16 protein-coding genes are annotated in these 19,364 nt (G+C 59.7%); 8 read left to right on the forward strand and 8 right to left on the reverse strand.

All coding sequences use genetic code 11. The features are described from left to right. Positions 1-27 precede the first annotated feature (27 nt). The 6 genes from ACYZTZ_RS28300 to ACYZTZ_RS28325 all read left to right on the forward strand — a co-directional run bounded on the left by ACYZTZ_RS28300 (position 28) and on the right by ACYZTZ_RS28325 (position 6,130). Entirely contained in the window at positions 28-1,416 is a 1,389-nt protein-coding gene (locus tag ACYZTZ_RS28300; RefSeq protein WP_462000330.1) for a M16 family metallopeptidase, read from the forward strand. A 117-nt stretch (positions 1,417-1,533) separates the two neighbouring features. Then, positions 1,534-2,565 (forward strand): DUF5924 family protein, encoded by a 1,032-nt coding sequence (locus tag ACYZTZ_RS28305; protein WP_462000331.1) that lies wholly within the window; start codon positions 1,534-1,536, stop codon positions 2,563-2,565. A 53-nt stretch (positions 2,566-2,618) separates the two neighbouring features. Then, entirely contained in the window at positions 2,619-3,767 is a 1,149-nt protein-coding gene (locus ACYZTZ_RS28310; protein ID WP_462000332.1) for an ABC transporter permease, read from the forward strand. Then, complete coding sequence (locus ACYZTZ_RS28315) at positions 3,764-4,567, forward strand: ABC transporter ATP-binding protein (protein ID WP_056738452.1); 804 nt, start codon at positions 3,764-3,766, stop codon at positions 4,565-4,567. Before ACYZTZ_RS28310 ends, ACYZTZ_RS28315 begins: the two co-directional genes overlap by 4 nt. A 1-nt stretch (position 4,568) precedes the next feature. Beyond that, positions 4,569-5,507, forward strand: a complete 939-nt coding sequence (locus tag ACYZTZ_RS28320; protein WP_462000333.1) for an MlaD family protein — start codon at positions 4,569-4,571, stop codon at positions 5,505-5,507. Further along, a complete protein-coding gene (locus ACYZTZ_RS28325) occupies positions 5,504-6,130 on the forward strand; it encodes an ABC-type transport auxiliary lipoprotein family protein (protein ID WP_462000334.1) in 627 nt (208 codons plus the stop codon). The genes ACYZTZ_RS28320 and ACYZTZ_RS28325 overlap by 4 nt, the downstream gene beginning before the upstream one ends. Before the next feature lie 118 nt (positions 6,131-6,248). Here ACYZTZ_RS28325 and ACYZTZ_RS28330 read toward each other — a convergent pair whose 3' ends face one another. From ACYZTZ_RS28330 to ACYZTZ_RS28345, 4 genes are all read right to left on the reverse strand, one after another. Then, on the reverse strand, positions 6,249-7,478 hold the full coding sequence (locus ACYZTZ_RS28330) for a nucleoside recognition domain-containing protein (RefSeq protein ID WP_046044891.1): 1,230 nt from the start codon (positions 7,476-7,478) through the stop codon (positions 6,249-6,251). Between the two features lie 115 nt (positions 7,479-7,593). Then, positions 7,594-8,925, reverse strand: coding sequence for a glutamate/aspartate:proton symporter GltP (gene gltP, locus ACYZTZ_RS28335; protein ID WP_462000335.1), 1,332 nt, complete (start codon positions 8,923-8,925; stop codon positions 7,594-7,596). Between the two features lie 779 nt (positions 8,926-9,704). Further along, on the reverse strand, positions 9,705-9,869 hold the full coding sequence (locus ACYZTZ_RS28340) for a DUF1328 domain-containing protein (RefSeq protein WP_003177151.1): 165 nt from the start codon (positions 9,867-9,869) through the stop codon (positions 9,705-9,707). 81 nt (positions 9,870-9,950) lie between these two features. After that, positions 9,951-10,238: a hypothetical protein gene (locus ACYZTZ_RS28345; protein ID WP_462000336.1), complete on the reverse strand. Its 288-nt coding sequence runs from the start codon at positions 10,236-10,238 to the stop codon at positions 9,951-9,953. A gap of 433 nt (positions 10,239-10,671) precedes the next feature. Between ACYZTZ_RS28345 and algB the strand changes: the two genes are divergently transcribed. After that, a complete protein-coding gene (algB, locus tag ACYZTZ_RS28350) occupies positions 10,672-12,018 on the forward strand; it encodes a sigma-54-dependent response regulator transcription factor AlgB (RefSeq protein ID WP_462000337.1) in 1,347 nt (448 codons plus the stop codon). A 10-nt stretch (positions 12,019-12,028) separates the two neighbouring features. Beyond that, the gene (locus tag ACYZTZ_RS28355; RefSeq protein WP_462000338.1) at positions 12,029-13,819 is read left to right on the forward strand and encodes an ATP-binding protein; all 1,791 of its coding nucleotides are present in this window, start codon (positions 12,029-12,031) and stop codon (positions 13,817-13,819) included. A gap of 12 nt (positions 13,820-13,831) precedes the next feature. On the opposite strand, the gene ACYZTZ_RS28360 is transcribed toward ACYZTZ_RS28355, so the two are convergent. The 4 genes from ACYZTZ_RS28360 to ACYZTZ_RS28375 all read right to left on the reverse strand — a co-directional run bounded on the left by ACYZTZ_RS28360 (position 13,832) and on the right by ACYZTZ_RS28375 (position 19,357). Beyond that, positions 13,832-15,445 carry an EAL domain-containing protein gene (locus ACYZTZ_RS28360; protein ID WP_462000339.1) on the reverse strand — a complete coding sequence of 538 codons (1,614 nt, stop codon included), beginning with the start codon at positions 15,443-15,445 and terminating at the stop codon, positions 13,832-13,834. 75 nt (positions 15,446-15,520) lie between these two features. Continuing rightward, on the reverse strand, positions 15,521-16,300 hold the full coding sequence (locus tag ACYZTZ_RS28365) for an N-acetylmuramoyl-L-alanine amidase (RefSeq protein WP_462000340.1): 780 nt from the start codon (positions 16,298-16,300) through the stop codon (positions 15,521-15,523). A gap of 103 nt (positions 16,301-16,403) precedes the next feature. Next, a complete protein-coding gene (locus ACYZTZ_RS28370; RefSeq protein ID WP_462000341.1) occupies positions 16,404-18,482 on the reverse strand; it encodes a GGDEF domain-containing protein in 2,079 nt (692 codons plus the stop codon). Then, positions 18,479-19,357: an endonuclease/exonuclease/phosphatase family protein gene (locus ACYZTZ_RS28375; RefSeq protein WP_462000342.1), complete on the reverse strand. Its 879-nt coding sequence runs from the start codon at positions 19,355-19,357 to the stop codon at positions 18,479-18,481. The genes ACYZTZ_RS28370 and ACYZTZ_RS28375 overlap by 4 nt, the downstream gene beginning before the upstream one ends. Positions 19,358-19,364 lie beyond the last annotated feature (7 nt).

Below are 19,364 nucleotides of genomic sequence, written 5' to 3' on the forward strand. Positions count from 1 at the left end.
CTTACGCTAGCCGTATGGAAACCCGTTATGCGTTGTTTGTTGTTCGTCTGTCTGTTGCTTGGCTCATTCCCTTCATTTGCCCTGGATCGCTTTCAGGTCGAGGGCTATACGCTGCCCAACGGCCTGCAATTAATGCTCAAACCCGGCACCGAGCGTGGGCATGTTGCGATTCGTTTGGTGGTCGGTGTCGGCATCGATGATTTCAGCTGCGCCGACAAGGAGCTGCCGCACCTGCTTGAGCACTTACTGTTCAGCGGCATCGACGCCACGGGCGAAGGCGGGCTGGAAGAGCGCATGCAGGCCTTGGGTGGCGAGTGGAACGCCTACACCAGCAATGCCGACACGACGTTCGTCATCGAAGCCCCGGCGAAAAACCAGCGCAAGGTCCTCGACCTGCTGCTGGCGCTGCTGACTCAGACCCGAATCGACGACAACGCCATCAACGCCGCCAAACAAGTGGTCGAGCGCGAAGACGGCGGCCATTACTCGCACCTGCAACGCTGGCTGGATCGCCAGGACCTTGGCCACACGGCGAGTAATCAGCTGGCGGTGGAACTGGGCCTCAAATGCCCCGAGCGGCCTGAGGTCGATCACCTGACCCGCGATCAGTTGGAAAAGGTACGCAAGGCCTGGTACGCGCCCAACAACATGACCCTGATCGTGGTCGGCGACCTCGAGCGGTTGCTGCCGGCCTATCTGGAACGGTCTTATGGCGCGCTTGAAGCGGTCGACCCGACTGATCACCCGCCCCTGCCGGCCATCCAGGCCAGTGCTGCCCATGAGCGCACCCTGAGTCACGGTTTTGTCGGCGGCAGTGCCAAGTTGCATTGGCTGGTGCCAGAGCCGGTGCTGGAGGATCAGCACGATGAAACCTTCGACTTGCTCAAGGAGTATCTGGACTGGGCGCTCTACCGCAAATTGCGCTTGGCCCATGGCTTGTCCTACGGCCCCTCGGCCGAGCGCGAGGTGTTTGGTGGCGTGGGCTTCATGAGCCTGAACGCAGACCTTGAGCGCGACGACGTGCCCGAGGCCGAACAGGTGCTGGATGATCTGAAGGCAGGGTTGCTCAGGGATGGTCTCAATGCCAACACCTTCAACCGCCTCAAGCAGGCCGCCATCGCCCGCCAGGCCTGGGCCGTGCAAGGCAACAGCGCGTTGGCCGATTATTACTGGAGTGCCCTTGGGGACTACGAGGACGGCCATTTCGCCAACCCGGCCAAGGAACTGCAAGGAGTGACGCTGGAGGAAGCCAACAAGGCCATGCGTGAATTGCTCATGCAGCCGGGCTACCTGCGGATCGAAAAGCCGTTGATCAGTGATGATCAGTTTATGTGGGCGATTGCCGGGGGGCTGGGGCTCATCGTATTGATACTGATGGGTTGGCGCTTGCATCGAAGAGCACCGCGAACCGTGTAACAGCTGGCGCAGCCTGCTGCTACAAGGGTTTTGTGATCGGATCGCAGCCCCTCGCCACGCTGACCTTCGGCGGTTACCCTGTCGAGGATTTTTCCCACGACTATTGCGAACCGCCGAATGCCTACTCTGACCCTATACGTACAGCGCATCCTGGAATTGATGAAGCGCTACCCTGGGGTCATTGCGCTCGGCGGTTTCATTTCCGGGGTCGGCAGCTTCATTCTGGTGGATCGCCAGCAAGGTCTGGCGACCTGGATCACCACCATCATGCTGGTCAGCTGGATCTGGCTGATGCTGGAAAACAGCCTTACCAAGCTGTTCGCCAGGATCTTCAAACGCGAAATCCCCCAGCCTCTGCTGCGCTACGCCACGCAGATGATCCACCAGGAAAGCCTGTTCTTCGTCCTGCCATTCTTTTTTATCACCACCACCTGGAATAGCGGCCAGCTGTTCTTTACCGGTCTGCTGGGCATCGCCGCGCTGATTTCCATCATCGACCCGCTCTACTACAAATGGCTGGCCCCCCGGCGCTGGGCGTTCCTGGCACTGCACACACTGACGCTGTTCGCTGCACTGCTGACCGCCCTGCCCGTCATCCTGCACCTGACCACCGCTCAGAGCTTCAAACTGGCCCTGGGCACCGCCGTCGTGCTGTCGTTCCCGAGTCTGGCGTCGATCTTCCCGATTCGTACCGTGCGCAATGCCTTGGCGATTCTCAGTATCACGCTGGGCATCGGCGCACTCGGTTGGGTGCTGCGATCCTGGGTGCCGCCGGCGACCCTGTGGATGACCGACGTGGCGATCAGCACCGAAATGCAGGATCGCACCCCCGGCGACAGCCTCGATGAAGTCAGTGCCGATCAGATTCGCGGCGGCGGGCTGTACGCCTATACCGCGATCAATGCCCCGCGCGGTCTGGATGAGCGGATCTATCACGTGTGGCAGTTCAACGGCAAAGAGGTCGACCGCATCCCGCTGGATATCCACGGCGGGCGCAAGGAAGGTTATCGGGCCTGGACCCACAAGCAGAATTTCCCCGGCAACCCCGCGGGTAAATGGCAGGTTCGGGTGTTGACCGAAGATGGCCAGGTCATCGGTGTGTTGCGCTTCGTGGTAAAGGACAACAAGCCGGCGACTGCCGCAAAGTAACCCGTTCGTGCTATTACGTAGAGCTGCGTAATAGCCGATAAAGCACGGAGCTTATGACCAGCAGCACAATGCCCGGCAGTGCCCGACTGGACACCTCTCATTCCCCTGCTCAGTTGCGGGTCACGGGTGACTGGACGCTTGCCCATTACGCCGATCTCAAGCACCTGAGCGAAAAGCTCCGCGGTCAATACGACGACAGCACTCACATCGACCTCAACGGCCTCGGCGCGCTCGACACCGCTGGCGCGTCGCTGCTGGTGGAGTTGCTCGGGTCCGAGCGTTTGGGCCGATCCGCCGAACACCCCGATTGCACACTGTCCTCGGCCGACCGTGCCTTGTTGCAGACGGTCTATTGCTCGCTGACCGACTTCTGCGTGCCGATCAAGGAACCGGAAATCAGCGTCGGCATTCAACTGCTGACCCGCATCGGCCGCGCGGTTGACGCGGTCTGGCAGGACACCTTGCAACTGCTGGGTTTCGTCGGCCTGATTCTGGAAACCATCGCTCGCGGTCTGTTTCGCCCGAAACGCTGGCGCATTACGCCGATGGTGGCGCACATCGAACAGACCGGCCTCGACGCCGCGCCCATCGTTGCCCTGCTGACCTTTCTGGTGGGCGCCGTGGTGGCGTTTCTCGGGGCGACGGTGCTGGCGAGTTTCGGCGCGAGTATTTTCACCGTGGACCTGGTGGCGTTCTCCTTCCTGCGCGAATTCGGTGTGTTGCTGACCGCGATCCTGATGGCCGGCCGCACCGCCAGTGCGTTCACTGCGCAGATCGGCTCGATGAAAGCCAACGAAGAAATCGACGCCATCCGCACCTTGGGCCTCGACCCGATGGAGCTGTTGGTGGTGCCGCGCGTGTTGGCCCTGCTGGTCGCACTGCCGATGCTGACCTTTCTGGCGATGCTTTCGGGGATCGTCGGCGGCGGTGTGGTTTGCGCGGTGGCGCTGGATATCTCGCCGGCGATGTTCCTGTCGCTGCTGCAATCGGATATTGGCGTTCAGCATTTTGTGGTGGGGATCGTCAAAGCGCCGATTTTCGCGTTTCTGATCGCCGCGATCGGCTGCCTAGAGGGCTTCAAGGTCAGCGGCAGCGCCGAATCCGTCGGCGCGCACACCACGTCGAGCGTGGTCCAGTCTATTTTCGTGGTGATCGTGCTCGACGCCGTGGCCGCGCTGTTTTTCATGGAGATGGGCTGGTGAATCGTCTACCCCGAGCGCCCTCCGAGGCGGTGATCGAAGTCCGTGGGCTGTGCAATCGCTTCGGTCGCCAGAGCGTGCATGAGAACCTCGATCTGGATTTGTACAAGGGCGAAATCCTCGCCGTGGTCGGCGGTTCCGGCAGCGGCAAGTCAGTGCTGTTGCGCAGCATCGTCGGCTTGCGCCAGCCCAGCGAAGGGGTGGTGAAGGTCTTTGGAAAAAACCTGCCGACGCTGTCCGAACACGAACGCTCGATGGTCGAACGGCGCTTCGGCGTGCTGTTCCAGAAAGGCGCCCTGTTCTCTTCGCTGACCGTGACCGAGAACGTCGCCCTGCCCCTGATCGAGCATGCCGGTTTGAGCCGAGAGGACGCCGAACACCTGGCGGCAGTGAAAATGGCCTTGGCCGGGTTGCCGCTTTCGGCGGCCGACAAGTACCCCGCTTCGCTGTCCGGTGGCATGATCAAGCGTGCGGCACTGGCCCGCGCGCTGGCGCTGGACCCGGACATCCTGTTTCTCGACGAACCCACCGCCGGCCTCGATCCGATTGGCGCGGCGGCGTTCGATCAATTGATCCTGACCCTGCGCGATGCGTTGGGCCTGAGTGTGTTTCTGGTCACCCACGACCTCGACACGCTCTACACCATTACCGACCGGGTGGCGGTGCTGGCGCAGAAAAAAGTGCTGGTGGCGGATGCCATCGACAAGGTGTCGGAAACCGCCGATCCGTGGATTCACGAATACTTCCATGGCCCTCGCGGCCGCGCGGCGCTGACCGCCGCTCAACAGCTTAAGGAGGTCTGACATGGAAACCCGAGCCCATCATGTATTGATCGGCCTGTTCACCGTGATTGTGGTGGCGGGCGCCCTGCTCTTCGGCTTATGGCTGGCCAAGTCCAGCGTCGACACCGAGTTCAAGGATTACGAAATCGTCTTCAACGAGGCGGTCAGCGGCCTGTCCAAGGGCAGCGCCGTGCAGTACAGCGGGATTAAGGTCGGCGACGTGGTGACCCTGCGCCTGGACCCGAAAGACCCGCGCAGGGTGTTGGCGCGGATTCGTCTGGGCGGCGATACGCCGATCAAGGAAGACACCCGGGCCATATTGGCGCTGACCGGGATCACCGGCACCTCGATCATTCAGCTCAGTGGCGGTACGCCGCAGAGTCCGAAGCTCAAGGGCAAGGACGGTGAGTTACCGACAATTATTGCATCGCCCTCGCCTATCGCTCGCTTGTTGAACGACAGCGGCGACCTGATGGCTGGCGTGAACATGCTGATGCATAACGCCAACCAGATGTTTTCCTCGGACAACGTCGAGCGCATCAGCAATACCCTTGAGAATCTGGAGCAAACCACCGGCACCATCGCCGACCAACGCGGTGATATTCGCCAGGCGATGCAGCAACTGGCCTCGGTCGGCAAACAGGCAGGCGCCATGCTGGAACAGACGTCGGCGCTGATGCGCAACGCTAATGGCATGCTCAACGATCAAGGCAAGCAGATGTTCGGCAGCGCCGAGCAGGCGATGAAGTCGCTGGAACAGAGCAGCGCGACCATCAACACGTTGCTCACGACCAATCAGGATTCGCTCAACAGCGGCATGCAAGGCCTCAATGGCCTGGCCCCGGCGGTGCGTGAACTGCGCGACACCCTGACGTCGTTGCGGGCTATTTCCCAGCGTCTGGAAGCCAACCCCACCGGTTATTTGCTGGGCAATGACAAGAACAAGGAGTTCACGCCATGAAGCGGCCTCACCTTGCCCTCCTCGCTAGCTTCATTGTGCTCAGCGCTTGCTCGATCCTGCCCAAGGCCGAGCCGTCCGATGTCTATCGGTTGCCTTCGACCCAGAGCAGCGCATCGGCCAGTCACGGGACGCCGCAACGCTGGTCGCTGCGCCTGACCAAGCCGCAGGCCAGCGAGGCCTTGAACAGCCCGAAGATCGCCGTGATCCCTCAAGGTGATCTGATCAGCAGCTACAAGGCTTCGCGTTGGAGCGACCCGGCACCGGTGTTGCTGCGCAATCGTCTGCTTGATGGTTTCCAGCGTGATGGTCGGGTGCCATTGCTCAGTACCGATGACAGTAATTTCCAGGCGGATCTTGAACTGGGCGGTAGCCTGCAGGCATTCCAGACTGAATACCAAGGAACGAACGCGAGCGTCGTCGTGCGTCTGGATGCGTTGCTGGTGCGCGGTTATGACCAGCGAATCCTCGCCAGCCGACGCTTCGAAGTACGCCAGCCGTTGAGCGATGCGAAGGTGCCGGCGGTGGTGGCCGGGTTTGGTCAGGCCAGTGACCAGTTGACGGCGCAGGTGGTGGCTTGGGCGGTTGAGCAAGGGCAGAAAGTCGCTCCGCCGCTGAGACCTTGAAGTCGACGCAAACCCAATGTGGGAGCGAGCCTGCTCGCGATGGCGGTTTAACAGCCAACAGAATTGTTGAATGTGCCGACCTCATCGCGAGCAGGCTCGCTCCCACAGGGTTTTTGGTTTATCCGAAGAACCAGTAGCAAACGCCGATCGCGCCCAACACCCCGGCAAGCTCCGCCAGCAACGCACACCCCACCGCATGCCGCGCCCGCTGGATCCCCACCGCGCCGAAGTACACCGCCAATACATAGAACGTCGTTTCGGTACTGCCCTGAATCGTCGCCGCCACCAGCGCCGGGAAGCTGTCCACGCCTGACGTTTTCATGGTTTCGATCAGCATCGCCCGGGCGGCACTGCCGGAAAACGGCTTGACCATGGCGGTCGGCAGCGCATCGACGAAGCGCGTATCCCAACCGGCCCATTCCACCAGATGCCGAATCCCGTCCAGGCCAAAGTCCAGCGCTCCGGATGCCCGCAGCACGCCGACGGCACACAGCATCGCCACCAGATACGGCAGCAGGTTCTTGGCCACGTCGAAGCCTTCTTTGGCGCCTTCGACGAACGCTTCGTACACCTTCACCTTACGCAGCGCGCCGATCACCAGAAACAACATGATCAGCCCGAACAGCGTCACGTTGCCGAGGATCGATGACAGGCTGGCCAGAGCGGTCGCTGAGAGCGTCGCCAGCAGCGCCATGAAGGCACCGAGGGCCAAGGCACCGGGAATCAGGTACGCGAGCACCACCGGGTCCCACAGGCGCAGACGCTGCATGAACGCCACCGACAGCAGGCCGACCAATGTCGAGCAACTGGTGGCGAGCAGGATTGGCAGGAACACCAGGGTCGGATCGGGCGCACCTTGCTGGGCGCGGTACATGAAGATCGTCACCGGCAGCAGGGTCAGGGAGGAAGCGTTGAGCACCAGGAACAGGATCTGCGCGTTGCTGGCGATGGTGTCGCTGGGGTTGAGCTCTTGCAGCGCCTTCATGGCTTTAAGGCCGATTGGCGTAGCCGCGTTGTCCAGGCCCAGGCCGTTGGCGGCGAAGTTCAGCGTGATCAGGCCGATGGCTGGGTGCCCGGCCGGCACTCCCGGCATCAGCCGCAGGAACAACGGGCCCAGCGCTTTGGCCAGCCACTCGACGATCCCGGCTTTCTCGGCAATCCGCAGAAAGCCCAGCCAGAGCGTCAGGGTGCCGAACAACAGGACCATGACTTCGACCGACAACTTGGCCATGGCGAAAATGCTTTCCACCATCGCCGCGAAGATCCCGGCGTTACCGCCGATCAGCCATTGCGCCAGTGCCGAAACGGCAGCCACGATGAAGAAGCCAAGCCACAGGCCATTAAGCATCAGTCAAATCCCCCGAAGAATGCGGCGAATGATAGCGGGGTAGCCAGAAACGACAAACCCCGGATTTCTCCGGGGTCTGTTTAGCGCGATGTACGCTCCCACAAGGGGTTTTGCATTAGTTGCTGGAAATCTCGCCAGCTGGCAATTTTTCCTTGCTGCGCCAGTGCGGCAGGGAGTTCCAGTAGCGCTCGCCCTTGGCGTCGTCGTACATGCCTTCCCAGCGGGAGATGACCAGCACGGCCAAGGCGTTGCCGATCACGTTCAGTGCGGTACGGGCCATGTCCATGATGCGGTCGACACCGGCGATGAACGCCAGGCCTTCGAGTGGAATACCCACGCTGCCCAAGGTGGCCAGCAGCACCACGAAGGACACACCCGGTACGCCGGCGATGCCTTTGGAGGTGACCATCAGGGTCAGCACCAGCAGCAATTGCTGGCTGATCGACAGGTCGATGCCGTAGAGCTGGGCAATGAAGATGGCCGCGATGCTCTGGTACAGGGTCGAACCGTCGAGGTTGAACGAGTAGCCGGTCGGTACCACGAAGCTGCAAATGGCTTTCGGCGCGCCGTAGGCTTCCATCTTCTCGATCACGCGCGGCAGCACGGTTTCGGAACTGGCGGTGGAGTAGGCCAGCACCAGCTCATCCTTGAAGATGCGGATCAGCTTGATCACCGAGAAGCCGAACAGGCGAGCGATCAGGCCCAGCACCACAAAGGCGAAGAAGGCGATGGCGACGTAAACCAGGATCACCAGTTTGGCCAGCGGTATCAGAGAGGCGAAGCCGAAGTTGGCCACGGTCACCGCGATCAGTGCGAAAACGCCGATCGGGGCGTAGTTCATGATCATGTGAGTGACTTTGAACATGCTTTCCGACACGCCCTGGAACATCTTCACCAGCGGCTCGCGCAGGTCCGATTGCAGGCTCGACAGACCGAGGCCGAACAATACGGAGAAGAAGATGATCGGCAGCATCTCGCCGCGGGCCATGGCCGCGAAGATGTTCGACGGGATCAGGTTGAGGATGGTTTCGATGAACGCATGTTCATGCTGAACCTCGGCGGCAGTGGCCTGGTACTTGGAAATATCCACAGTACCCAAGGTGCTCATGTCGATGCCGGTGCCCGGATGGAACACGTTGGCCAACACCAGACCGACCACGATGGCGATGGTGGTGACGATCTCGAAGTAGAGGATGGTCTTGAGGCCGATACGCCCGAGCTTCTTCGCGTCGCCGACGCCTGCAATACCGACGATCAGCGAAGAGATCACGATCGGGATCACAATCATCTTGATCAGACGGATAAAGATATCGCCTGCTGGTTGCAGGACGTTGCTGACCCACCAGGCTTTTTCGGCACTGAAATGGTTGAGCAGCGCACCGATTGCAATCCCCAATACCAGACCGATGAGGATCTGCCAGGCGAGGCTAAGCTTTGCCTTCTTCATATCTTTACCCTTACTTGCGTTTGACTCAGACAGATGCAAGAACTGGAACGCTTGTGGCGAAAAAGTCTTGTGCATCTGCCCCCGTATAAGGTGCCCCGGAGCGCTTGTTATCGGCTCTCTGGCAGGCGAAAAAAGGCGCAACTATTCAGATGCAAGGAAGCGACGTCTAATGCCGTAAACGCCTACCCTATGCCGAATCGGCATGAGCTTTTTTTACTGAAACTCGCGTCCCAACCGGTTCGAATACGACATTTCGGCAGGCATAAGTGCCGTGAACCGGCCATCGCAGAGGAGGTTGGTTGTTTTTTGAACAAGGGAATGAGGACTAAAACTTGGGAAAAAGCCTACGTTTAAGCGCGAAAATTCTCGGTCTTTGAGGTGCAGTTTTCTCGATATACGGTCACCAAAGAAACACCGCGAAATGGTTTTGCGAGGGATTAGCGGAGGAGGCGAGCAGAACGCTCTAGGACAACACTTTGCGCTGAGGAGCTCTTCGCAAGTCCGTCGATCCATGAGTGACCGACGAACTTGCGTCGCAGCTTCTGCCTGATCCGGCCCTTGCGCAGGCACTCCCTGTACCCGTAGGTCACTCCGCCCCTGAAACAGGCAGAACGTCCCGGCCCCTTGATCATGCGTCTACCGTCCTCGGGTAGCGCAGTGGAAAGAAGCCATGCTGCTTCTTTCATGTTACGAATTCAGTACCCGTGTGGATCTTTCTTCCATGGCACTACCGCCCAGAAGCAGGGCGGCTGCCGGTGTCTTTAACAAAACGCTCATGTTCACCCTCGACCGCGACGGCCAAAGAAGAAGGAAGCAATGAACATCACCAGGAACACGACAAAGAGAATCTTGGCGATACCCGTGGCGGTGCCCGCGATACCACCGAAGCCCAGTACCGCAGCGATGATGGCAATGATCAAGAATGTGATTGCCCAGCTCAACATGGTGATTCTCCTTACGCTTCTATTTAGAGATGTTGCCTGTGGTGCTTTTCCCGGCGCCTCGAACGCGCCAAGTTCATGTGTCTAGAACACCCAACGTTCCTGGCGAGGCATCTCATCCGCAGGCTGAGCCTGGTCGACGTCCATCATTCGCATTGGGGGGCTGTCAGCCTGGTTACTGCTGGCCGCGCTGAAATGGGTTTGGGTCGGGTGCTGAATCGACAAGCGTGGCGCTTCTTGCTGCTGGCTCTGCTCCCAACGCTGAAACTGCTGGCCGGCGATCAAGGTGATCAATAGCGCCAGAACAGCAAACAGGCCTTGCTGGATATGCAGTGGCGAGATACGCAACTGGGCGGCACGTTGGCGACTCATCCTGAAGCTCCTCCCACATTGTGGTGATCTTGTTGGGGCCACGTCTAAATGCCCTGGTTACTCAGACCATTGCAGCCTGCATGCCAGCTTTTCTTGATAATAAAAACCAATAAAATCAATCTGTTATGAATGATGTGGAAAACGGATCGGACGCATCCTGCACGATGGTCCTTTTGAAGTCGTGCGTAATGCACGATGGACTTGTAAGAAATTTCAATATTTTTGAATTGCGAGGAGGACGTGGATGTCACAAGGGGACAGCGGGAATCGCCCGCGAACCGGCTATCTGATAAAAAAACAACAAAATCAGGCGATTAGCCGTAGGGTGAGGAGAGAGCTACGCTGCTGTGGCTGGAATCGACCAGAATCAACCATGCAACTTGCCCGATTATTCCGGGACTAACCAAGATCATTCTTTAAGGAGCGTAGGAAAATGGAATCAGCCACTGAGCATCAAGGCCGCATTCTGCTGGTGGACGATGAGTCCGCCATCCTGCGTACTTTCCGTTATTGCCTCGAAGATGAAGGCTACAGCGTCGCTACCGCCAACAGCGCCGCTCAGGCTGATGCACTGCTTCAGCGCCAAGTCTTCGACCTGTGCTTCCTCGACCTGCGCCTGGGTGAAGACAATGGCCTCGATGTGCTGGCCCAAATGCGCATTCAGGCGCCGTGGATGAGGGTGGTGATCGTCACCGCTCATTCGGCCGTGGATACTGCTGTGGATGCGATTCAGGCCGGTGCCGCCGACTATCTGGTCAAGCCTTGCAGCCCCGACCAATTGCGCCTGGCCACCGCCAAGCAGCTGGAAGTGCGGCAACTGTCGGCACGTCTGGAAGCCCTTGAAGGCGAAGTGCGCAAACCCAAAGATGGCCTGGACTCTCACAGCCCGGCGATGAAAGTCGTGCTCGAAACCGCCCGCCAGGTGGCCAGCACCGATGCCAATATTTTGATTCTCGGCGAGTCCGGTACCGGTAAAGGCGAACTGTCCCAAGCTATTCACGGCTGGAGCAAGCGCGCGAAGAAATCCTGCATCACGATCAACTGCCCGTCCCTGACCGCCGAACTCATGGAAAGCGAGCTCTTCGGCCACAGCCGTGGCGCGTTCACCGGGGCCAGCGAAAGTACTCTGGGTCGTGTCAATCAGGCCGACGGTGGGACGCTGTTTCTTGACGAGATCGGCGATTTTCCGTTGGTTTTGCAACCTAAACTGCTGCGTTTCATCCAGGATAAAGAATACGAACGGGTGGGCGACCCGGTCACCCGCCGCGCCGATGTGCGCATCCTCGCGGCCACTAACCAGAACCTCGAAGACATGGTCCGCGATGGCCGTTTCCGCGAAGACCTGCTCTACCGCCTGAACGTCATCACCCTGCACCTGCCGCCACTGCGCGAACGCAGGGAAGATATTCTGAACCTGGCCGATCGCTTTCTGGCCCGTTTCGTCAAGGAATACGCGCGTCCGGCTCGGGGCTTCAGCGACGAAGCCCGTGAAGCGCTGCTCGGCTACCGCTGGCCGGGGAACATTCGTGAACTGCGCAACGTTGTGGAGCGGGCAAGCATCATTTGTCCACAGGAACGGGTCGAGATCAGTTACTTGGGCATGGCTGAAACCCCGGTCAACAATGCACCTCGCATCGGCGCTGCGCTGAGCCTGGATGAATTGGAAAAAGCCCACATCGGAGCGGTCCTCGCCACTGCAGATACGCTGGACCAGGCCGCCAAGACCCTGGGTATCGATGCCTCGACGTTGTACCGAAAACGCAAGCAGTACAACTTGTGAGCTGTCTCCGATGAGACTGGCGATGAAGTTGCGCACGCGGCTGTTTCTGAGTATTTCCGCACTGATCACCGTGGCGCTGCTTGGGCTGTTGCTCGGGCTGGTCAGCGTGATGCAGATGGCGAGTTCCCAGGAAGCGCTGAATCGCAATAATTTCGTCACGCTCGACCTGGGGCTGAAAATGCGTCAGACCTTGGGCGATCAGCTGATGATCATGCTCAGCGAGAAGCCGGATCCTGCAGCGTTCGAGGCGTCCAAGCAGCATTATTTTCAGTTGCTTGATGAAGGCATTGTCCATGCCCAGGCTGGCGATGAGCGCCAGTTCGGTTTCGAACAGGCCAAGACTGACTACCTGAGCTTTCTGCAGGCGTACGACCTGTCACGTGACTCGACGCAGGTGTTGAGTGGCAACAAAGAACTCACCGAAAAATTCAATGCGCTGCGCACTGGTTTGCTCGTCGAGCAACAGCGTGCGCTGGATAACATCAATGCCACCGAGCGCCAGGCTCGGGAGAGGGCGCTCCTGATTGCCGGCCTGCTCGGGTTGGTGGGGTTGGCGGTGCTGATCATCGGTTTCGTCACTGCCCACGCTATTGCTCAACGTTTTGGTGCACCGATCGAGGCCCTGGCCCAGGCGGCGGATAACATTGGCCAAGGCAATTTCGAAGTGACGCTGCCGATTTCCTCGGCCGTGGAAATGAACCTGCTGACCAAGCGCTTCGGGATCATGGCCGAGGCCTTGCGCGAGCATCAGGCCACCAATGTCGATGAACTGCTCGCCGGCCAGCAGCGTTTGCAGGCCGTGCTCGATAGCATCGACGATGGGCTGTTGATGATTGACCGCGATGGTCATTTGGAGCACCTCAATCCAGTGGCGCAGCGTCAGTTGGGTTGGGACAGCGATCGTCTCGGTCAAGGTCTGGGTACGGCGCTTGAGCGTCCCGAACTCGATGATCAGCTGCAACTGGTGCTGCGCGGCGGCACCCTGGAGCGGGCGCCTGAGGACCTGAGTATCGAGGTCGACGGTGAGTCGCGGTTGCTGACCTTCAGTCTCACGCCGGTCAGCCATACACAGGGTCATATTCTCGGCGCCGTGATGGTGCTGCATGACGTGACCGAACAGCGGGCGTTTGAGCGGGTGCGCAGCGAGTTCGTGCTGCGTGCCTCGCATGAATTGCGAACGCCGGTTACCGGGATGCACATGGCATTCGGTCTGTTCCGAGAGCGCGCGCACTTTGCCAAAGACTCGCGTGAAGCTGATCTGCTGGACACCGTGAATGAAGAGATGCAGCGCTTGATGCAGTTGATCAACGACCTGCTGAACTTCTCCCGCTACCAGAACGGATTGCAGAAACTCACGTTGGCGCCGTGCTCCATCGAGGATTTGCTGGAGCAGGCCCGGGCACGTTTTGCCGGCCCAGCAGAAGAGCAGGGCATCGACCTGCTGGTGGAAGTGCAAGGGCCATTACCGCGATTGCAGGCCGATCAGCCGCAGCTGGACCGGGTGCTCGATAACCTGATCGACAACGCGTTGCGCCACACCGCTTCCGGCGGGCAAATACGTTTGCAGGCTCGACGCCATGGGGAGCGAGTGATTATCAGCGTCGAGGACAACGGCGAAGGCATTGCCTATGGTCAGCAGGGGCGGATTTTCGAACCGTTTGTACAGGTGGGTCGCAAGAAGGGCGGTGCCGGGCTCGGTCTGGCACTGTGTAAGGAGATCGTGCAGTTGCACGGCGGTCGGATGGGGGTTTATTCGCGGCCAGGGCAGGGTACTCAGTTCTATATGGCGCTGTCGGTATAAGCTGCAGCCGCTTCAGGCTTCGTCATCAAGACGTCGGGCAGCCAATCGGCGACCACGGGTAATCAGCTCGATGAACTGCACCGCACTCAGCGCATGGGCGAATAGCCAACCCTGACCGAACTTCACGCCTTCACTGCTCAGAAGCGCCGCCTGGGATTCAAGTTCGATGCCCTCGGCAATCACCTTGAGTTGCAGGGCCTGGGCCATGTGAATGATGTGTGGGGCGACACCGCTACTTGCAGCGTCATGACCCAGCGCATCGATAAACGCCTTGTCGATTTTCAGGCAGTCGACTGGCAGGGTTTGCAGATAGGCGAGGCTGCAATAGCCGGTGCCAAAGTCATCAATCAGCACTTGATGCCCGACATCCCGCAAGGCTTGCAGGTTTTCCCGGGCTACCACGACATCGATCAATCCCCGCTCGGTGACCTCAAAGGCAATTTGCTTTGCCGCGACGCGGTGCAAGGTCAGCAGTCGCGCCATTACCTGACCGATACGCGGCACCATGACGTCGCAGGCCGCCAGGTTGACCGAGATGTACAGTTGCGGATTGGCCCGCAACAATTGACCCAGCTGCTCAAGCAGGCGTTGCAGGACGAAGTCGGTCATCTGGCGGATCTGGCCGGTGTTCTCCGCCATCGGAATAAACAGGTCGGGGCTGGTCAGGGTGCCGTCCGGCCGTCGCCAGCGCAGCAAGGCTTCTGCCCCGACACAGTTGCGGCTGTCGAGGTCGAAGATCGGCTGATACAGCACCTGCAATTCGCCTCGCCGTATGGCACCACTCAGTTCGGCGTCCAGCGACTGTCGCTGGCGCACGAGTAAAAGCACCAGAAAACCCACGCATAAGGCGAGTGCCAGGCTGGCCGGCAGCAACCACCACCAGACAGCGGGCACATGCATACCGGTGCGCGGGCTGATCAGCACCAATTGGTATTCCGGATTGTTGGTGGGCATGCGGTAAATCAAGCGGGAATGCGTCACTTGTAGCGCGTCGAGGCTTTTCGGGGGCCACGGTTCGGTGGGTGGCCAGGCCTGCGAGACACCCAGTACCGGAATCGCGCGCGTACCGTGGTCGAGCACCACCAGCAGGCTGCTTCCCGGTGGCAAGTCGACCATGTCGGTCAAATGCCCGCGAGACGTTGCGACACGAAAATTGCCGCGTCCGAGCATCAGCGCGGCGCGGTTTTCATCGGGTTCGGTGGTGGTGTTCAGCCAGTAACTGTAGGTCGGCCCCATGATGTCTGGCGGCCTTATCATCGACAGCCCTTCCTGGCGGGGGCGGTTGGAACAGATCCGCGAGGCGTCCATATAAGCGGCTTCGTAAACGAAACGGTAATTGAAGCTGACCTGTTGCAAGGTCGCGATCATTTCGTCATCGCAGCCGCGTAACGGCTGGGCTTCCAGGTCGTCGAGGCTTTCACGCAACTGCCCGAAAAGTTGCTCAAGACGAGCAAGGAAGCGCTCGCCCTGGGCATTCATTTCTTCGCTTTCGCTCTGCTCGACTTGATGCATGGCCACGAACAGGCTGCCGGCCATCAGGAGTGTCGCGCTCAAGGCAGCAGCCAGTATCGCCAAAAACCAAGGGCGAAAGAACCAACTACGTAGTGTCTCTCGAGCAGCAGGCATAGGGAATATCCGAAGAATTACCAATGAGTTATAGCTGCTGATTGGAAAATAGCCCTGACCGTCGGGCGGGCGTCATTATTTTGTCTGATTCAAGACTTGTAGAAGTGCCGCGGTTTGCGCATCCGGTGTGCCATCGAAACGTGACGGTCGGAAATGCATCTGGAAGGCCGCAATCACATGACGTGTCGCAACATCCAGTTCGCCGGTTTGCGGCGTGGGATAACCCGCGCGGGCCAGCTGTGCCTGAAACCAGCTGATGGTTGGCAGTTGTACTTCGAACTGTGCTTGCTGGCGCGTTACGGCCTGCTCGTTCGGCCAGATTCCCAGGCCTTCGGCAGCCAGACGCTTCCAGGGGAACAGCGGCCCTGGATCAAGCTTGCGCAGTGGGGCGATGTCGCTGTGGCCGATGATGCTGCGGGGGTTGATGGCGTAACGCTTGCTGATGTCCTTGAGCAGGACGATCAGGGACTGGACCTGGTCTTCGCTATAGGGGTACCAAAGGCGCCCGGTCGGGGTGTCTTTAAAACCCGGGTTGACGATTTCGATGCCAATGGAGCTGGAGTTCAACCAGGTCCGGCCTTGCCATTCGCTTTCCCCGGCGTGCCAGGCTCGGAGGTTTTCATCCATCAGCTTGTAGATGGTGGCGCCCTTGTCGTCGCCAATCAGATAGTGGCTGCTGACCTCGCCGTGGGTCAGCAGTTGCAGCGAGCGCTCCAGTGACGCGGAGGTGTAGTGCACCACCACGAACTGAATGCGGCTGTCGTAATTGGCTGAAGGGTGACGGGTGTCGAACCGGGGGCCGCTGGCACAACCGGCCAACAGAATCAGCGACACGATGAGAGATAGATATTTCATGGCAGAAGGCAATACACGCAAGACAGTAATGCAACAGTGTAACGTACTGCTTTGCGCGCAGACGGCCAACGCGAAGTTTTAAACAAAATGGAACAATTGACTGTCAGCCCAGTGCCACTTGGTTGCGGCCGGCATGTTTCGCGCGATATAGGGCCTGATCGGCTCTTTTAAGGACCAGATCGCTATGTTCGCCGGGCTTGAATGCAGTCAGGCCCATGGAAATGGTGATGGTGACCGGCTCACCTTTGAAGTGGAAAGGGCAGGCTTCGATCGAGGCGCGCAGCTTTTCCAGCAGTTTCGCGCCAGCAGTTGGCGCTGTGTCTGGCATCAAAAGGACAAATTCCTCACCGCCAAACCGGGCAATGAAATCCGTCCCGCGCAGGCGCTTGCTTAGCACGCTGGCGATGATTTTCAGTACTTTGTCGCCCGCCAGGTGACCATAGTTATCGTTAATGCGTTTGAAATGGTCGAGGTCGAGCATTGCCAGCAACAGGGTGTTGCCGTGTTGCTGCCACTGGTTGATTTCGTGATCCAGCCGTTCGCTCCAGGCTGCCCGGTTAGGCAGGCCGGTGAGCGGGTCGATCAAGGCTTTCTGACGCTGCTCTTCAAGATGCTCGCGGTAGCCCAGGGCTTCCTGCTCCATGTGCGCAACGCGTTCGGCCAGACCATGGAGGCGGGCCGCGACTTCCTGCTCGCGCTCGTTACGCTGCTTCTGGTGCTGGTCCATGGTACCGAGCAGGCCTTCCAGATGGTTTTCCAGAACGTGCTTGAGATCGTCCAGGTCGGCGGCTTCCTGCATGCTGCTCTGCAAGCCGTCGACCTGCTCGCGGATCTGCGTGTCCATCTCGCGTGCGGCGGAACGGTTGTCGGCATGGCCTTCGCTGGCGGCTTGCAAGTTGCTTTGGAACGACTCGAGGCGTTCGTTTAGCTGTTGCAAGTAAGCTTCGAATTCATGCTGGCCACTGTCGGTGATTGCCAGCATCAAGGTTGCCAGATCGTCGAGGATCGGCAGAAGTTCGTACCAATTCAAACCGTTTTGCAGACGATCACGCATCGCTTCGGCTTGCGGACGATGACGCTCGGGCAGCGTCAGGTCGTCGAGCAGGCCCAGTAACGTGTCTTCGATGTGCTTGGCCACCGAGCTGTAGGACGGCTCGGGAGAGTCCGGCAGGGCGTAGAGAACATCCGGCTCGGATTGTTCAGCGTCTACGGCGGCCAACACCTCGGCCATGGCCGGGGGCAACGGCAGGCTGTCGAGATAGACCACCGGGGTCAGTTCGTCGGGATTGATTGCCGGTTGAGTCTGTATTTCTGGCTCGATGATTGATGGCGCGGGTTCTTCTGGATGGTCTATGTCCGGTTGTGGTTGCGTCTCTGGAGTCTGGGCGTGTGCTCGCTCCGGCTCGAGCACCGGCGGGACAAACGCTACAACTGCAGGAGAGGGCGCTGCTGCGGGCGGAGCCTCGATCGTCGTTGGCTCGGAGGCAGTAGCGGGCGCGACAACTTGTGCGACCGCCACTTGCGGCTTATCAATCTCTGGTGCGAGATCGACGGTTACCTGTGGTGTCTCGGCATGAGGCACAGCAACCGCTTCGGCTGGCTGCGGGGCGGGCGACGGGAAGGTGCCGGAGGCAACCTGTAATGCCGCTTCATCCGCTTCACGGCTACCAAACAGTCGCTGCAGCAAACCAGGGCGACCGGGTTCTGCCGGGTTTTCAAGCTGATTCAGCGCTTTGCCTTGCAGACCGCTCAGTTCGCTGAGCAGCAATGGAATTTCGCGCGCCTGCCCGACTCTTGCATCCAGATGCTTGGCGAAGTTTTTCAGCGGCCGGCTCACTTCGCGGGGCAGCGGTAATGTTTGCAGCTGCGAGACCAGTGCGGTCAATGCAGCGCTGGTCTGATTGACCCGGGTTTCCCGGCGTTGTTCGGAGTCGAGCACGGCTTTTTCCAGCCGCGGAAGCAGGGCGGCCAGGCCGGCGTCCATGTCGTCGGTGCGCACGACTTCACGCATTTCCTTCATGCATTGGTCAACGACGCGGTCGGTGCCCTCGGCGGCCAGCGTGCTGCGCACCAGGCCACGACGCAGCAGGTCGAGTCGGGCGTCCCATCGACGTTCGAGCTTTTCCTGTTGTTCGATGCTCTTGAGGTATTTCTCTTTCCAGCGCTGTGCTTCGTCGCTCATTCATGGGATCCGCGAGGGGCAGGACTCAACGCGGGCAATGCATCAGCCGTGAGCGAACCCGGCAGACGAATCTCTACCGCGACCGGCAGGTGATCGGAAATGGGTTGTGCCAGCACCTCGACCTTTTCAAGGGTCAGGGTGGGGCTCAGCAGAATATGGTCCAGACAGCGCTGCGGGCGCCAGCTAGGGAACGTCGCTTCCAGTTGCGGCGCGAGCAGGCCGAGGTCACGCAACGGAGATTTTTGCAGCAAGTCACTGGCATGGGTATTCATGTCGCCCATCAGCACCTGGTGTTTATAGCCGCCGATCAACTCGCGGATATAAGCCAGTTGCATGCTGCGGGCGCGAGCGCCCAGTGCCAGGTGCATCATGACTACCACCAGCGCCTCAGGACCTTCGCCAAAGCGCACCAGAATCGCCCCACGACCCTTGGGCCCCGGTAGCGGATGATCTTCAATCGCCCATGGGCGCAGGCGACTGAGCACACCATTGCTGTGCTGGCCGAGGCGTCCGAGATTGCGATTGAGTTGTTGATACCAGTAGGGGAATGCGCCGAGCTGGGCCAGGTGTTCGACCTGGTTGACGTAGCCTGATCGCAAGCTGCCGCCATCGGCTTCCTGCAAGGCGACCAGATCGAAGTCGCCCAGCAGATTGCCGATCTTTTGCAAGTTGTCGGCACGCCCGGTGTGCGGCAACAGATGCTGCCAGCCCCGGGTCAGGTAGTGGTGATAGCGCTCGGTACTGATGCCAACCTGGATATTGAAGCTGAGCAAGCGCAGACGACTGTCTGCGGGCAGGCCCGTCGATTCCAGATGATGTTCGTTGACCCGCGGATCATGCAGGCCAACGACGCGTTCAGTGCCCCAGCGGCGCATGGCAGTC

The organism is Pseudomonas sp. LB3P58 (assembly GCF_054897895.1).

What these genes read in the sequence shown, in the direction of transcription:
- algB (WP_462000337.1), top strand. Translation starts at nt 10,672, where the DNA reads ATGGAATCAGCCACTGAGCATCAAGGCCGCATTCTGCTGGTGGACGAT.
- ACYZTZ_RS28340 (WP_003177151.1), bottom strand. Translation starts at nt 9,869, where the DNA reads ATGTTGAGCTGGGCAATCACATTCTTGATCATTGCCATCATCGCTGCG.
- ACYZTZ_RS28330 (WP_046044891.1), bottom strand. Translation starts at nt 7,478, where the DNA reads ATGCTTAATGGCCTGTGGCTTGGCTTCTTCATCGTGGCTGCCGTTTCG.
- ACYZTZ_RS28320 (WP_462000333.1), top strand. Translation starts at nt 4,569, where the DNA reads ATGGAAACCCGAGCCCATCATGTATTGATCGGCCTGTTCACCGTGATT.
- ACYZTZ_RS28345 (WP_462000336.1), bottom strand. Translation starts at nt 10,238, where the DNA reads ATGAGTCGCCAACGTGCCGCCCAGTTGCGTATCTCGCCACTGCATATC.
- ACYZTZ_RS28370 (WP_462000341.1), bottom strand. Translation starts at nt 18,482, where the DNA reads ATGAGCGACGAAGCACAGCGCTGGAAAGAGAAATACCTCAAGAGCATC.
- ACYZTZ_RS28355 (WP_462000338.1), top strand. Translation starts at nt 12,029, where the DNA reads ATGAGACTGGCGATGAAGTTGCGCACGCGGCTGTTTCTGAGTATTTCC.
- ACYZTZ_RS28365 (WP_462000340.1), bottom strand. Translation starts at nt 16,300, where the DNA reads ATGAAATATCTATCTCTCATCGTGTCGCTGATTCTGTTGGCCGGTTGT.
- ACYZTZ_RS28325 (WP_462000334.1), top strand. Translation starts at nt 5,504, where the DNA reads ATGAAGCGGCCTCACCTTGCCCTCCTCGCTAGCTTCATTGTGCTCAGC.
- gltP (WP_462000335.1), bottom strand. Translation starts at nt 8,925, where the DNA reads ATGAAGAAGGCAAAGCTTAGCCTCGCCTGGCAGATCCTCATCGGTCTG.
- ACYZTZ_RS28300 (WP_462000330.1), top strand. Translation starts at nt 28, where the DNA reads ATGCGTTGTTTGTTGTTCGTCTGTCTGTTGCTTGGCTCATTCCCTTCA.
- ACYZTZ_RS28305 (WP_462000331.1), top strand. Translation starts at nt 1,534, where the DNA reads ATGCCTACTCTGACCCTATACGTACAGCGCATCCTGGAATTGATGAAG.
- ACYZTZ_RS28310 (WP_462000332.1), top strand. Translation starts at nt 2,619, where the DNA reads ATGACCAGCAGCACAATGCCCGGCAGTGCCCGACTGGACACCTCTCAT.
- ACYZTZ_RS28360 (WP_462000339.1), bottom strand. Translation starts at nt 15,445, where the DNA reads ATGCCTGCTGCTCGAGAGACACTACGTAGTTGGTTCTTTCGCCCTTGG.
- ACYZTZ_RS28375 (WP_462000342.1), bottom strand. Translation starts at nt 19,357, where the DNA reads ATGCGCCGCTGGGGCACTGAACGCGTCGTTGGCCTGCATGATCCGCGG.